Origin of the sequence: Inhella proteolytica (assembly GCF_016093275.1) — a bacterium.
In the GTDB taxonomy this organism is placed as follows: domain Bacteria; phylum Pseudomonadota; class Gammaproteobacteria; order Burkholderiales; family Burkholderiaceae_C; genus Inhella; species Inhella proteolytica.
The window spans coordinates 62,590-76,854 of record NZ_JAEDAK010000001.1 but is presented as its reverse complement, the minus strand read 5'-3'; the positions used below and the strand labels follow the sequence as shown (position 1 = coordinate 76,854).

Genomic DNA, 14,265 nt, shown 5'->3' with positions numbered 1-14,265 from the left:
CGGTCCCGTACCAGGCCGCCCTGCCCTCCTGCCGATCCACCCCTGCTTCTGCGGCCGCCGCCGCACACCCGCCATGAGTACGCCTGACTACCGCAGCACCCTGAACCTGCCCGATACCCCCTTCCCAATGCGCGGCGACCTGCCCAAGCGCGAGCCGGGCTGGATCCAGGGCTGGCAGGAAGGCGAGCTCTACCAGGCCCTGCGTGCCGCCCGCTCCGGAGCGCCGAAGTTCGTGCTGCACGATGGCCCGCCCTACGCGAACGGCGCCATCCACATTGGCCATGCCGTCAACAAGGTGCTCAAGGACATGGTGGTCAAGAGCCGCCAGCTGATGGGCTTTGACGCCGCCTACGTGCCGGGTTGGGACTGCCATGGCCTGCCGATCGAGAACGCGATCGAGAAGGCGCATGGCCGCCACCTGAGCCGCGATGACATGCAGGCCAAGAGCCGCGCCTACGCGACCGAGCAGATCGCCCTGCAGCGCCAGGGCTTCGAGCGCCTGGGCGTGCTGGGCGACTGGCAGCACCGCTACGCCACCATGGACCCGAAGAACGAGGCCGGCCAGATCCGCGCGTTCAAGAAGGTCATCGAGCGCGGCTTCGTCTACCGCGGCCTCAAGCCCGTCTACTGGTGCTTCGACTGCGGCTCCTCGCTGGCCGAGTTCGAGATCGAGTACGCGGACAAGAAGAGCCAGACCCTGGACGTCGCCTTCCCCACCGCCGAGCCGGCCAAGCTGGGCGCCGCCTTCGGGCTCGAAAGCCCCGTCGAGGCCAGCGCGGTGATCTGGACCACCACCGCCTGGACGCTGCCGGCCAACCAGGCGCTGAACCTCAACCCCAAGCTGCGCTACGCCCTGGTGAAGACCCCGAAGGGCCACTACATCGTGGCCCAGGCGCGCGTGGAAGACTGCCTCAAGCGCTGGGCGCTCGAAGGGGAAGTCGTCGCCACCTGCGTGGGCGAAGCCCTGGCCGGCCTGCACTTCCACCACCCACTGGCCAGCACCGATGCCGGCTACGCCCGCACCGCCCCGGTCTACCTGGCGGACTACGCCACCGACGAGGACGGCACTGGCATCGTGCACAGCGCGCCGGCCTATGGCCTGGACGACTTCTTCTCCTGCATGAACCATGGCCTGCGCCATGACCAGATCCTGAACCCGGTGCAGGGCGATGGCCGCTACGCCGAGGACCTGCCGCTGTTCGGTGGCCAGAACATCTGGAAGGCCTGCCCCGTCATCATCGACACCCTGCAGGCCGCCGACCGCCTGCTGGCCACGCAGACCATCACGCACAGCTATCCGCATTGCTGGCGCCACAAGACGCCGGTGATCTACCGCGCCGCCTCGCAGTGGTTCATCCGCATGGATGCCGCGCACAAGGGCACCGAAGGCGTGTTCGCCAAGGAACAGCCGACGCAGACCCTGCGCGAGCTCGCGCTGGCCGCCATCGACGCCACCGCCTTCTACCCCGAGAACGGCCGCGCCCGCCTGCGCGACATGATCGCCAACCGGCCGGACTGGTGCATCAGCCGCCAGCGCGCCTGGGGCGTGCCCCTGCCCTTCCTGATCCACAAGGACAGCGGCGACCTGCACCCCGACACCATGGCCCTGCTGGACCGCGCGGCCGACATCGTCGAGGCCGGCGGCGTCGAGGCCTGGAGCCGGCTGACGCCGGAAGACCTGATCGGTGCCGACGGCGCGAACTACGCCAAGAGCAGCGACATCCTCGAGGTCTGGTTCGACTCCGGTTCCACCTTCGAGCATGTGCTCAAGGGCAGCCACGCCGGCCTGGCCCATGAAACCGGCCCCGAGGCCGACATCTACCTCGAAGGCCACGACCAGCACCGCGGCTGGTTCCATTCGGCCCTGCTGCTGGGCTGCGCTCTGCACGGCCGCGCGCCCTACAAGGCGTTGCTGACCCATGGCTTCACGGTGGACGGCCAGGGCAAGAAGATGAGCAAGTCGCTCGGCAACACCCTGGCGCCGCAGCTGGTGGCCGAGAAGATGGGCGCCGAAATCATCCGCCTCTGGGTGGCGGCCACCGACTACTCGGGTGACTTGGCGATCGACGACAAGATCCTCGCGCGCGTGGTCGACAGCTATCGCCGCGTACGCAATACCTTGCGCTTCCTGCTGGCCAACGTCAGCGACTTCGACCCCACGGTCGACGCCGTGCCGGCCGGACAGCTGTTCGAGGCCGATCGCTACGCGCTCGCCCGCGCCGCCCAGCTGCAGACCGAGATCCTGGCGCACTACCAAGCCTACGAATTCCACCCGGTGGTGGCCAAGCTGCAGGTCTACTGCTCCGAAGACCTCGGTGCCTTCTACCTGGACGTGCTGAAGGACCGGCTCTACACCACCGCGCCCAAGAGCCTGGCGCGCCGCTCAGCGCAGACGGCGCTGTGGCAGATCACCCACGCCATGCTGCGCTGGATGGCGCCCTTCCTGAGCTTCACGGCCGAAGAGGCCTGGCCGCTGTTTGCCAAGGCCGGCCAGCCCGGCGTCGGCGGTGCGGGGCGCAGCCTGTTCGAAGAGCAGTTCTGGGCCTTTGACGCACCGGACGAGGCGCTGATCGCGAAGTGGAACCGCATCCTGGCGGTGCGCGCCGAGGTCAACAAAGCGCTGGAGGCGGTGCGCAGCGCCGGCGGTATCGGCGCTTCGCTGCAGGCCGAGGTGAAGCTCAGCGCCGAAGGGGTCGATCTGGCCGCGCTGCGCTCCCTGGGCGAGGACCTGAAGTTCGTGCTGATCGTCTCCAAGGTCGAACTCGTCGAGGGCACGGCGCTGGCCGTCGAAGTCACGCCCAGCAGCGCGGCCAAGTGCGAGCGCTGCTGGCACTACCGTGACGATGTCGGCCGCAACCCCGCGCACCCGGCGCTCTGCGGCCGCTGCGACGACAACCTGCACGGCGCGGGCGAAGCGCGGGTCCACGCCTGATGGCGGCCCCCGCTCCGAACTGGTGGCGCTGGCTGCTGCTGGCGGCCATCGTCATCGTGCTGGATCAGTTCACCAAGGTGCTGATCCTGGGGGCCTTCCAGCTGCACGAGGGCAAGCAGGTCACGAGCTTCTTCAACCTCGTACGGGCGCACAACACCGGGGCGGCCTTCAGCTTCCTGGCCGGTGCCGGGGGCTGGCAGCGCTGGTTCTTCACGGGTCTGGCGGTGGCGGCGGCGGTCTTCATCACCGTGATGCTGCGCCGCCACGGTGGCCAGACCCTGTTCGCCAGCGCGCTCGCCTTGATCCTGGGTGGCGCCGTGGGCAACGGCATCGACCGCCTGTGGCATGGCTATGTCGTGGACTTCCTGCAGTTCCACTGGGCGGGCTGGGCCTTCCCGAGCTTCAATCTGGCCGACAGCGCCATCACCCTGGGTGCGGCGCTGCTGATCCTGGACGAGTTGCGACGGGTGCGCGCCAGCCGCTGAGCCAGCGTGTAAAAAGCGTCCATGCCCAGCTTGCCCCCCCTCTGGAACCAGGCCCCCGGCCTGCTGGCCGTGGTGGACGCGCGCAGCGGCAGCGTGGTCGAGGCCAACGCCCTGGCCGAGGCGGTGCTGGCGGGTTTGAGCGGCTGGACGCAAGTCAGCGCCCTGGCCCGTCTGCTGGGCGACGCCCCACGCGCCGCCGAAGCCCTGGGCCAGCTGCAAGCCAACCAGACCTGGCGCCACCTGGCCCTGCTGCACGAACCGCGCGGGCCGCGCTGGTACCAGCTGGAGCTGCGCCCTCTGGAGGGCGCGCAGGCCAAGGGCCCTCAAGGCTTGCTGAGCGGGCAGGACGTGCACGAGCTCATCGAGCAGCGCATCGAGCTCGAGCGCCAGCTGAACCAAGCCCAGGCGCGCGCCCAGGCCCAGACCGATCTGGCCGCGCATCTGGCGCACGAGATGCGCACGCCCTTGGCCGGCGTCATCAGCCTGACCGAGCTGGTGTTGGGCAGCGAGCTGAACGAGCGCCAGCGCAAGCTGCTGGACCTCTCGCTGCAATCCGGCCGCGGCCTGCTGGAGCTGCTGAACCACAGCCTCGACCTGGCCAAGCTGGATGCCGGCGGCATCAGCCTGGAGCAGGCGCCTTTCGCCCTGCACGACTGCCTGAAAGACGCCCTGCAGCCCCTGCTGCCCCAGGCCCATGCCAAGGGCCTGAAGCTGGCCGCGCGCGTGCAGCCCGGCGTGCCGCACCAGTTGCTGGGCGATGCCTTGCGCCTGCGCCAGGTCATCGTCAACCTGGTGGGCAATGCCATCAAGTTCACCGCCAAGGGCGAGGTGCGGGTGGACATCCAGCGCGCCGACTGGCCCGAGCTGATGGTGGCCCCCGGCGCCGCGCTGCGCTTGGCCGTGGCCGTGACGGACACCGGCCCGGGCATGACGCCGGCTCAGCAGGAGGCCCTGTTCAAGCCCTATGCGCAGGCCGATGTGTCGATCGCCCGGCGCTTTGGTGGCACCGGCCTGGGCCTGTCGATCGCCCAGCGCCTGGTGGGCCTGATGGGCGGGCGCATCGAGGTGGAAAGCAGCCCCGGCGTGGGCAGCTGCTTCCGCTTCGAAATCGAGATTCAGCGCGCGCCAGCCGGCGCGGCAGCGGCCGAGTTGACCTGATTCCTCTCAAACCGCCAGCTGCACCCTCATCTGCCGGTGCCCGTAGGCCCGGTTGAACAGCGGCGTGGCCATCAGCGTGGTGACGATGGCCATCATCACCATCACCGTGAACAGCGTGGGCGTGATGAGGCCGGCCTGCAGGCCGATGTTGAGGATGATGAGCTCCATCAGTCCGCGGGCGTTCATCAGGCTGCCCACGGCGGCCGCTTCCGAGCGGTCCATGCCCTGCCAGCGCGCCACCGCGTAACAGGCGCCGCCCTTGCCCAGCACCGCGCACAGCAGCACCACCGTGGCCAGGCCCCAGAGTTCCGGGCTGCTGAGCAGGTTGATCTGGGTGTTCAGGCCGGAGTAGGTGAAGAAGGTCGGCAGCAGCAAGGCGGTGGTCAACGGCATCAGCTGGCGCTGCAGGCTCTCGGTGACCGCACCGCGCGGCATCGCCAGGCCGAGCAGGAAGGCGCCGAACACGGCGTAAATGCCGATCATGTCGGTGCACCAGGCCGCCAGCATCAGCAGGGCCAGGATCAGCACCAACTGGGTGCTGTTGAGGTCACCCTCCACCTTGCCGATGAGGCGCGGCAGCAGCAGGCGCAGCGGCCCCAGCACCACCAGCGCGAACACGATGGAGCCGCCAATGGCCAGCACGGCGATCGAGGCCTGGCCCTTGAAGCTGGCCAGCACCACCGCCAGCACGCACCAGGCTGCCGCGTCGTCCACCGCGCCGGCTGCCAGCGTGAGCGCGCCCAGCGGCGTGCCGGTCAGGCCGCGCTCGTGAATGATGCGCGCCAGCATCGGAAACGCCGTGATGGACATGGCCGCGCCCAGGAAGAGCATGGCCTGGAAGGGTTCGGTGGCGGCGGGGAAGAGGTCTTCGCGGGCGGCCAGGAACCAGGCCAGACCGGCGCCCAAGGCAAACGGCGCGGCGATACCCGCCACCGACACCGCGGCGGCCTTGCCCACCCGGCCTTTGATGAGCCCGTGGTCGAACTCGCAGCCGACCAGGAACATGTACAGCGCCAGCGCAATCTGCGCCAGCGCGAACAGGATCGGCTTGCTCTCGGGCGGGAAGAGCGTGGCGCTCAAGCCCGGGGCCAGCATGCCCAGCAGCGAAGGCCCGAGCAGCACCCCGGCAATCATTTCGCTCACCACCGGCGACTGCCCGAGCTTGACGAACACCCAACTGAGCAGCTTGCAGCTCAGCAGGATGACGGTGAGCTGCATGAACAGCAACACGGACAGATCAAACGGCGTCATGGCGGTATCCAGGGATGCAAGCCGCCATTGTCAGCGGCTTGAAAGCGTTTTCAAGCTGGGAGTTTCAGCAGGCTGAAGGGGCCACGGCCGCTGGCGGCGGAGATCAGGCCCAGCACCCGCCCCGGCTCGGCGCCGACCATATCCCAAGTGAAGCGCCAGCCCCAGTTGCCGCCCAGGGTCCCCGGCGTGTTCATGCGGTGGGCGCTGTCCAGCCCCAGGATGTCCTGCAGCGGGAACACCGCCAGGTTGGAGACCGAATTGGCCGCTGCGCGAATCATCGCCCAGTGCACATCGTGGGCGCCACAGGCCAGGTAGCTGGCGGCGTACTCGCGCTCGCGCGGGCGGGCGGCGTTCCACCAGCCCTTCACCGTGTCGTTGTCGTGCGTGCCGGTGTAGACGATGGTTTCGCGCGCGTAGTTGTGCGGCAGAAACTCGTGGTCGCCCTCGGCACCGAAGCCGAACTGCAGGATCTTCATGCCCGGGAAGCCGCAGCCGTCGCGCAGGTCGATCACATCGGGCGTGATCAGGCCCAGGTCCTCGGCCACGATGGGCAGCGGGCCCAGCTCCTTGGCGATGGCGTCGAACAGGGCCTTGCCCGGGCCGGGCACCCACTGCCCTTCCTGGGCGGTAGGGCAGCTGGCCGGGATCTCGTAGTAGCCGGCAAAGCCGCGGAAGTGGTCAATGCGGAACACATCGGCCTGGGCCAGGGCGCGCCGCACGCGCGCCGTCCACCAGGCGAAGCCGTCCTTGGCCATGCGGTCCCAGCGGTACAGCGGGTTGCCCCAGCGCTGGCCGTCGGCGCTCATGGCGTCGGGCGGCACGCCGGCCACCACGGTGGGCTGAAAGGCCTCGTCCAGGTAGTAGAACTCGGGCGCGGCCCAGCAGTCGGCGCTGTGGTGGGCGATGAAGATCGGCAGGTCGCCCATGATGGCGATGCCCTTGGCATTGGCGTAGGCCTTGACGGCGGCAAGCTGCACGTCGAACTGCCACTGCACGAAGCACCAGAAGGCGATCTCGTCGGCGTGCTCCTTGCGCGCCTTGGTCAGCGCCGCCTTTTTGCGGCTGCGCAGCTCGGGCGCCCAGTCCCACCAGCATTTGCCGCCATGGGCGGATTCGAGTGCCATGAAGAGGCTGTAGTCGTCCAGCCAGCTGGCCTGCGACTGCGCCCAGGCGGCGTACTGCTGGCGCTGCGCCTCGGTGGCCTTGGTGAAAAAGCCGGCCGCCGCGGCGCGCAACTGCTGCATGCGCCAGGGCACGACCTGGCCAAAGTTCACCTGATGCGCATGGAACTGCGGCGGCTGGGGCTGCGGCAGCCAACCGGCCTCCACCAGGGGCTCCAGCGCCACCATCAGCGGGCTGCCGGCGAAGGCGGACACCGACTGGTAGGGCGAATCGCCCGGGCCGATGGGCGTGGTGGGCAGCAGCTGCCAGACCCGCTGGCCGGCGGATTCGAGCCAGTCGACGAAGTGCAGGGCCGAGGGGCCGAGATCGCCGATGCCGTGAGGGCCGGGGAGTGAGGTGATGTGCAGCAGCACGCCGCTGGCGCGTTGGTTCAAGTTCATGTCAGCGTTCCTAAACGGATCGGTTCAATTCTTGGCGTCGATGCCCCGCAGCAGCACCAGGGAGTGCCCGGCAACGTCCACAGCGCCGCCACTGGCGCGCGAGCACGCGCTGGAGTCAAGCAGCAGCTCCCAGCCTCCCGCCGGCAACACAAAGCGCCGCGACTCCCCTTCCGGGTTGAAGCACAGCAGCAGCCGCTCACAAGGCATCGGCCCGGCATGCAGGGCGCAGGCAAACGCGCCCTCCCCGCCCACCTGCCAATCGCTGGCCTGCATTTCGCCGCCATCGGCGCGCAGCCAGTGCACATGGGCCTGGCCCGCGCCCGGGCCGCTGAACCAGCGCGTGTGGCGCAGCAGGGGCAGTTCGGCGCGCAGCGCGAAGCAGCGGCCCACGAAGTCGATCAGCTCCGCGTCGGCGCCCGGCCAGTCCAGCCAGGTGGTCGGGTTGTCCTGGCAGTAGGCGTTGTTGTTGCCGCCCTGGGTGTTGCCCAGCTCGTCGCCGGCATTGAGCATCGGCGTGCCCTGCGAAAAGGCCAGCGTGGCCAGCAGGGCGCGCTGCAGGCGGCGGCGCGTTTCGGTCACGGCCGCGTCGTCGGTCGGCCCTTCCACGCCCAGGTTGGCGCAGAGCTCGTTGTCGCGCCCGTCGCGGTTGTCCTCGCCATTGGCGTGGTTGTGCTTGCGGCTGTAGCTGAGCAGGTCGCGCAGCGTGAAGCCGTCGTGGCAGCTGACGAAGTTGACGCTGGCGGTGGGCCGGCGCCCGCCGTGGTGAAAGACATCGCTGGAGGCGGCAAAGCGGCGCGCGAATTCGCCGCGGCTCACGCCGGTGTTGAGCCAATAGCCCCGCGCGGCGTCGCGGTACTTGTCGTTCCACTCCAGGAAGCGGCCCGGGAAGTGGCCCACCTGGTAGCCGTTCGGCCCGGCGTCCCAGGGCTCGGCAATCAGGTGCACGGCGCCCAGCACCGGGTCCTGGCGCAGCGCGGTAAAGAAGGCCGCCTGCGGGTCATAGCCCCCCTGCTTCGTGCGGCCCAGCACCGGGGCCAGGTCAAAGCGGAAGCCATCGACGCCGTATTCCTGGACCCAGCAGCGCAGCGAATCCAGCACCAGCTGGGCCACGCGCGGGTGGGCGCAGTTCAGGGTGTTGCCGCAGCCGGTCCAGTTTTCGCAACGAGAGGGGTCGTCGGGCTGCAGGTGGTAGTAGGCGCGGTTGTCCAGGCCACGGAAGTGCAGCGTGGGGCCGAACTCGTTGCCTTCGGGCGTGTGGTTGTAGACCACATCGAGCAGCACCTCGATGCCCGCGGCATGCAGGGCCTGCACCATGGCGCGGAACTCGGCGCGGATGTCGGCCGGGTCCTTGGCGTGCGCCCAGCGCGGGTCGGGGCAGAAGAAACCGAGCGAGTTGTAGCCCCAGTAATTGGGCAGGCCCTTGTCGGCCAGATGCGGTTCGTCGATGGCGTAGTGGATGGGCAGCAGCTCGACGGCGTTGACGCCCAGGCGCTTCAGGTGCGCGATGGCCGCGGGGTGGGCCAGCCCGGCGTAGGTGCCGCGCAGGGCCTCGGGCACCGCCTGCAGCTGGCGCGTGAAGCCCTTGACGTGGACTTCGTAGATCACCAGATCGGCGGTGGCGTGGTGCGGGGCGTTGGCGCGCGGGTCGGGGCCGGGCAGCGCGGCGGCCACGCGGGCCTTCAGCGCATGCAGGGCGTTGTCGCGCGCGTCGAAGCTGCGCGGGCCTTCCGGGTCGCCCAACACATAGCCATGGTGCTCGGCGCGCCAGCCGAAGCGGCCGACGATCTCGCGCGCCTGCGGGTCCAGCAGCAGCTTGTGCGGATTGAAGCGGTGGCCGCGCTCGGGCTCGTAGGGCCCGTGGGCGCGCAGGCCGTAGACCAGCCCTGCCCTGGCTCCAGGCAGGAAGCCGTGCCAGATGCCGTCCTCGGGGCCATGCAGCGGGTAGCGGCGCAGCTCGCGCTGGCCCTCGGCATCGAACAGGCAGACCTCGATGGCGGTGGCGTGCTCGGAGAACACCGCGAAGTTCACGCCGCCATCGCGCGTCGCGCTGCCCAGGGGGGCCACGCGGCCGGGTTGGAGCTGGTCGGGCAGGCGCATCAGCAGGGTGAGAGAAAAAGAGTGGCCAGCGGGGGCAGCGTCAGCGCCAGGCTGTGGCTGCGGCCATGGGCGGGGATGGGCTCGACAGTCAGCGGGCCGCTGCCATCGCCGAGGTTGCTGCCGCCGTAATGTTCGCTGTCGGTGTTGAGCCGCTCGCGCCAGGCGGCGCCCGGGCAACCGATGCGGTAGCCCTCGCGCGGCACGGGGGTGAGGTTGCACACCACCATCATCATGCGGCCCTGGCCATCGTGGCGCAGCCAGGCCAGCACGGAGTTGTCGGCGTCGTCCGCCACCAGCCACTCGAAGCCGGCAGATTCGCAGTCGAGGCGGTGCAGCGCCGGCTCGGCGCGGTACAGCGCATTCAGGTCCTGCACGAGGCGGCGCACGCCGGCGTGCGCGGGCTCCTGGGCTTGAGACCAGGGCAGGCCAGCCTCCAGGTTCCACTCGCCGCGCGTTCCCCATTCCTGGCCCATGAAGAGCAACTTCTTGCCGGGGTGGCCCCACATGAAGCCGTAATAGGCGCGCAGGTTGGCGAACTGTTGCCAGTCATCACCCGGCATCTTGTCCAGCAGCGAGCCCTTGCCGTGCACCACCTCGTCGTGGCTGAGCGGCAGCATGAAGTTCTCGCTGAAGGCGTAGACGAGGCCGAAGCTCATCTGGCCATGGTTCCAGCGCCGGTGCACCGGGTCCTGGTGCATGTAGCGCAGGGTGTCGTTCATCCAGCCCATGTTCCACTTGAAGTGGAAGCCCAGGCCGCCCTCATAGGTGGGCCGGCTGACGCCAGGAAAAGCGGTGCTCTCCTCCGCCACGGTGATGCCGCCGGCCAGGCTGACCTGCTCGTTCACATGCTTGAGCAGGCTGATGGCTTCGAGGTTCTCGCGCCCACCCTCATGGTTGGGCACCCACTCGCCATAGGGGCGCGAGTAGTCGCGGTAGAGCATCGAGGCCACCGCATCCACGCGCAGGCCATCCACGCCGAAGTGCTCCACCCAGTAGAGCGCGCTGCTGGTCAGGAAGGCGCGCACCTCGGCACGGCCGAAGTTGTAGATCAGGGTGTTCCAGTCGCGGTGGAAGCCCTCTTTCGGGTCGGCGTACTCGAACAGCGCCGTGCCGTCGAAGCGCGCCAGGCCATGGGCGTCCATGGGGAAGTGCGCGGGCACCCAGTCCAGCAGCAGACCCAGGCCCGCGGCATGGCAGGCCTGCACGAAGCGCGCGAAGCCCTCGGGCGGGCCGAAGCGCGCCGTGGGGGCGAAGAGACCGAGGGTCTGGTAGCCCCAGGAGCCGTCGAAGGGGTGCTCGCTGATGGGCAACAGCTCCAGATGCGTGAAGCCCAGGCCCTGCACGTAGGGGATCAGCGTGGCAGCCAGTTCATCCCAGGTGGGAAAGCGCCCGCTGGGCGCCTGCCAGCTGGCGGGGTGCACCTCGTAGACCGAGATCGGGGCGTCGCGCCGGTTGGCCGCGGCGCGCTCGGGTGGCAAGGCGCGTGGCGCCGGCAGGCCCTGCACCTTGGAGGCGGTAGCCGGGCGCAGCTCGGCGGCAAAGGCGTAGGGGTCGGCCTTGAGCGGCAGCAACACGCCCTCATGGGTGCGCAGCTCGAACTTGTACAGATCGCCGCGCTGCAGGCCGGGGATGAAGAGCTCCCACACGCCCGCGGCGTGGCGCAGGCGCATGGGATGGCGGCGGCCATCCCAGCCATTGAAGGGGCCGACGACCGACACCCGCTGCGCGTTTGGCGCCCAGACGGCAAAGCGCACGCCCGCCACGCCTTGCAGCGTGAGCGGGTGCGCGCCCAGCAGCTCATGCGCGCGCGGCTCATTGCCGTCGCGCAGCCGCTCCAGATCGGCATCGCTGAGCAGCGCACCGAAGGCGTAGGGGTCGGCCTGGGTGGATTCGCTGCCGTCAAACCAGCGCACCTGGAGCAGGTAGTCCGCCCCGGGGTGGGCCGGAAGCGCGGCCTCGAACAGATCGCTGCCCTCGCGCCGGGGCAACTCCAGCACCGCGCCCGGCAGCCGCACCTGCACCTGCAGCGCACCGGGCAGGAAGGCGCGCAGCCACACTGCGCCCGCTTCCGCGTGCGGGCCCAGCACGGCGAAGGGGTCGCCATGGCGGCCCTGCTGCAGGGCCTCGAGCGCGGCGGCGGAAAGCATCAGGCCAAGGAATCGACCGACCAGACGCGCTCGACGTACTCGGCAATCGTGCGGTCCGAAGAGAACCAGCCCATGCCGGCCACGTTCTTCAGCGCCCGCTCGGCCCAGGCCGCACGGTCGCGGAAGGCTTCGTCCACCCGGCCTTGAGTGGCCACATAGTCGGCAAAGTCGGCCATCAGCAGGTAGTTGTCCACCTGCAGCAGCTTGTCGACGATGGCGCGGTAGCGCTGGGTGTCGCCGTTGGCAAAGCTGCCGTCGCCCAGGGCGTCGATGACGGCCTTGAGCTGGCGGTTCTCTTCCACGTACAGGCGCGGGTCGTAGCCCAGGGCCTTGATCTTCTCGACGGCCTCGGTGCGCAGGCCGAAGACGAACATCTCATCCACGCCCATGTGCTGGGCCATCTCGATGTTGGCGCCGTCCCAGGTGCCGATGGTGCAGGCGCCATTCAGGGCGAACTTCATGTTGCCGGTGCCACTGGCCTCGGTGCCGGCGGTGGAGATCTGCTCGGAGAGGTCCGCAGCCGGGATGATGGTCTCGGCCAGGCTGACGCCGTAGTTGGGCAGGAAGGCGAGCTTGAGTTTGTCGCCCACGCGCGGGTCGCTGTTCACCACGCGGGCCACGTCATGCGCCAGCTGGATGATGAGCTTGGCCATGTGATAGGCCGAGGCGGCCTTGCCGGCGATCACGACCGTGCGCGGCACCCAATCCGCTTGAGGATTGGCCACGATGGCCTGGTAGCGCGCGATGACGTGCAGGATGTTGAGCAGCTGGCGCTTGTATTCGTGGATGCGCTTGATCTGCACATCGAAGAGGCTGGTCGGGTTGACGACCAGACCGAGCTCCTGGCGGATGCGCGCTGCGAGCTTGTCCTTGTTGGCCTGCTTGACGGCCAGGAAGGCCTTTTGCAGCTTGGCCTGACCGGCCTTCTTCTTCAGCTTGGCCAGCTCGCCCAGGTCGGTGCGCCAGCCCTCGCCCAGGGTCTCGTCCAGCAGGGCCGAGAAGCCGGGGTTGGCCTGCATCAGCCAGCGGCGCGGCGTCACGCCGTTGGTGACGTTGTGGAAGCGCTGCGGGAAGAGGCGGGCGTAGTCGGCAAAGATGGTCTGCACGCACAGGTCCGAGTGCAGCTGGGCCACGCCGTTGACGCGGTGCGAGGCCACCACGGCCAGCGCGGCCATGCGCACGCGGCGCTCGCCGCCGCCATGCTCGGGGCCCTCGTCGATCAGCGAGACGCGGCGCAGCAGCGCGGTGTCTCCGGGGAGTTGCGCCTTCACGCCATCCAGGAAGCGCTGGTTGATCTCGTAAATGATTTCCAGATGGCGCGGCAGCAGCGCTTCGAACATGCGCAGCGGCCAGGTTTCCAGCGCCTCGGGCATCAGGGTGTGGTTGGTGTAGCTCACCGCCTGGCGGGTGATCGCCCAGGCCTCGTCCCAGCTCAGGCCATGCTCGTCCAGCAGCAGGCGCATCAGCTCGGCGGGCGCCAGGGCCGGGTGGGTGTCGTTCAGGTGGATGGCGTTGGCGCGGCCCAGGCCCTGCAGGCTGCCGAACTCGCGCAAGTGGCGCGCGATCAGATCCTGCAGCGAAGCGCTGACCAGGAAGGCCTCCTGCTTCAGGCGCAGTTCGCGGCCGGCGTCGGTGCTGTCGTCCGGGTAGAGCACCCAGTTCAGCGCCTCGGCCGCCACGCGGTGGCGGTTCGCGCCCTCGTAGTCACCGCGGCAGAAGGCCTCGAAGTCGATCGGCTTGACCGAGCTGGCCTGCCACTGGCGCAGGGTGGAGACGCGCTCGCTGTGGTGCGCGGGCACGATGAAGTCAAAAGCCTGCGCCACCACCTCCTCGCCCCCCACCCAGCGGCGCTGGCCGCCTTCGACCACCACGCGGCCGCCGAAGCGCACCGTGTAGCGGCACTCGGGGCGCGGCTGCTCCCAGGGCGTACCCAGGCGCAGCCAATCGTCCGGGCGCTCCACCTGGCGGCCCTCGGTGATGCCCTGGGCAAACATGCCGAACTGGTAGCGCAGGCCGTAGCCGAAGCTGGGCAGGCCCAGTTCGGCAAAAGAATCCAGGAAACAGGCGGCCAGGCGGCCCAGTCCGCCATTGCCCAGCGCGGCGTCGGGCTCGCGCTCCAGCACGTCGGCCAGTTGCAGGCCCAGCGGCGCCAGGGCTTCGGCCAGGGTGTCCGTCAGGCCCAGGGCGGCGAGCGCGTTGTGCAGCGCGCGGCCCATCAGGAATTCCATCGAGAGGTAGTGCACGCGGCGCGTCTTGGCTTTGGCGCCGCGCTTGGCGTCCTGCGCCTGGGTCTTGGCCCAGCGCTCGGCCAACACACTGCGACAGGCCGTGGCGGCGGCGCGCAGCGCGCTGTCGCGGTCCAAGGGAGCCTGGGCCAGTTCGGCGGCCAGGGCGGACTTGAAGGCCGATTGCAGGCGGGTGCGCTGGGTGGTGGACATAGGGGCCGTCGTCACGTGCATGGGGTTCAACCGCGTGAAGGCCCCTATCGCTTGCAGCGGGGCCGTGGGCAAGATCACCGCGGCGCGCGCACCCTGCACTCAGGACGCAGCAAGCCGCGGCGGCGTGGACTCAGTATCGCCGAGTCGTCGCGCCGCGTGTAGTTTGACTACATCGGGATAACCCGGATTTTGCCA

The 14,265-nt window shown here is 69.4% G+C and carries 8 protein-coding genes; 3 read left to right on the top strand and 5 right to left on the bottom strand.

What is annotated here, in order from left to right; all coding sequences use genetic code 11:
• Positions 1-73: 73 nt before the first annotated feature.
• Genes ileS through I7X39_RS00275 form a run of 3 tightly spaced genes read left to right on the top strand, consistent with a single transcriptional unit; the run spans position 74 to position 4,575 of the window.
• A complete protein-coding gene (gene ileS, locus I7X39_RS00285; protein ID WP_198108954.1) occupies positions 74-2,932 on the top strand; it encodes an isoleucine--tRNA ligase in 2,859 nt (952 codons plus the stop codon).
• Positions 2,932-3,417, top strand: coding sequence for a signal peptidase II (gene lspA / locus I7X39_RS00280; protein ID WP_198108953.1), 486 nt, complete (start codon positions 2,932-2,934; stop codon positions 3,415-3,417). The genes ileS and lspA overlap by 1 nt, the downstream gene beginning before the upstream one ends.
• A gap of 21 nt (positions 3,418-3,438) precedes the next feature.
• Positions 3,439-4,575, top strand: a complete 1,137-nt coding sequence (locus I7X39_RS00275; protein ID WP_198108952.1) for an ATP-binding protein — start codon at positions 3,439-3,441, stop codon at positions 4,573-4,575.
• A gap of 6 nt (positions 4,576-4,581) precedes the next feature.
• On the opposite strand, the gene I7X39_RS00270 is transcribed toward I7X39_RS00275, so the two are convergent.
• From I7X39_RS00270 to I7X39_RS00250, 5 genes are read right to left on the bottom strand one after another with little or no spacing between them, the layout of a single operon-like run.
• Positions 4,582-5,826, bottom strand: a complete 1,245-nt coding sequence (locus tag I7X39_RS00270; RefSeq protein WP_198108951.1) for a cation:proton antiporter domain-containing protein — start codon at positions 5,824-5,826, stop codon at positions 4,582-4,584.
• Positions 5,827-5,876: 50 nt separating this feature from the next.
• Positions 5,877-7,388, bottom strand: a complete 1,512-nt coding sequence (gene malQ, locus I7X39_RS00265) for a 4-alpha-glucanotransferase (RefSeq protein ID WP_198108950.1) — start codon at positions 7,386-7,388, stop codon at positions 5,877-5,879.
• A 24-nt stretch (positions 7,389-7,412) separates the two neighbouring features.
• Positions 7,413-9,485, bottom strand: coding sequence for a glycogen debranching protein GlgX (gene glgX / locus I7X39_RS00260; protein ID WP_198108949.1), 2,073 nt, complete (start codon positions 9,483-9,485; stop codon positions 7,413-7,415).
• Positions 9,485-11,632: a 1,4-alpha-glucan branching protein GlgB gene (gene glgB / locus I7X39_RS00255; protein WP_198108948.1), complete on the bottom strand. Its 2,148-nt coding sequence runs from the start codon at positions 11,630-11,632 to the stop codon at positions 9,485-9,487. Before glgB ends, glgX begins: the two co-directional genes overlap by 1 nt.
• The gene (locus tag I7X39_RS00250) at positions 11,632-14,070 is read right to left on the bottom strand and encodes a glycogen/starch/alpha-glucan phosphorylase (protein WP_198108947.1); all 2,439 of its coding nucleotides are present in this window, start codon (positions 14,068-14,070) and stop codon (positions 11,632-11,634) included. Before I7X39_RS00250 ends, glgB begins: the two co-directional genes overlap by 1 nt.
• Positions 14,071-14,265: the final 195 nt, after the last annotated feature.

Bases quoted from the DNA above. Each gene is read 5' to 3' on its own strand.
- ileS (WP_198108954.1), top strand. From the start codon at position 74: ATGAGTACGCCTGACTACCGCAGCACCCTGAACCTGCCCGATACCCCC.
- lspA (WP_198108953.1), top strand. From the start codon at position 2,932: ATGGCGGCCCCCGCTCCGAACTGGTGGCGCTGGCTGCTGCTGGCGGCC.
- I7X39_RS00275 (WP_198108952.1), top strand. From the start codon at position 3,439: ATGCCCAGCTTGCCCCCCCTCTGGAACCAGGCCCCCGGCCTGCTGGCC.
- I7X39_RS00270 (WP_198108951.1), bottom strand. From the start codon at position 5,826: ATGACGCCGTTTGATCTGTCCGTGTTGCTGTTCATGCAGCTCACCGTC.
- malQ (WP_198108950.1), bottom strand. From the start codon at position 7,388: ATGAACTTGAACCAACGCGCCAGCGGCGTGCTGCTGCACATCACCTCA.
- glgX (WP_198108949.1), bottom strand. From the start codon at position 9,485: ATGCGCCTGCCCGACCAGCTCCAACCCGGCCGCGTGGCCCCCCTGGGC.
- glgB (WP_198108948.1), bottom strand. From the start codon at position 11,632: ATGCTTTCCGCCGCCGCGCTCGAGGCCCTGCAGCAGGGCCGCCATGGC.
- I7X39_RS00250 (WP_198108947.1), bottom strand. From the start codon at position 14,070: ATGTCCACCACCCAGCGCACCCGCCTGCAATCGGCCTTCAAGTCCGCC.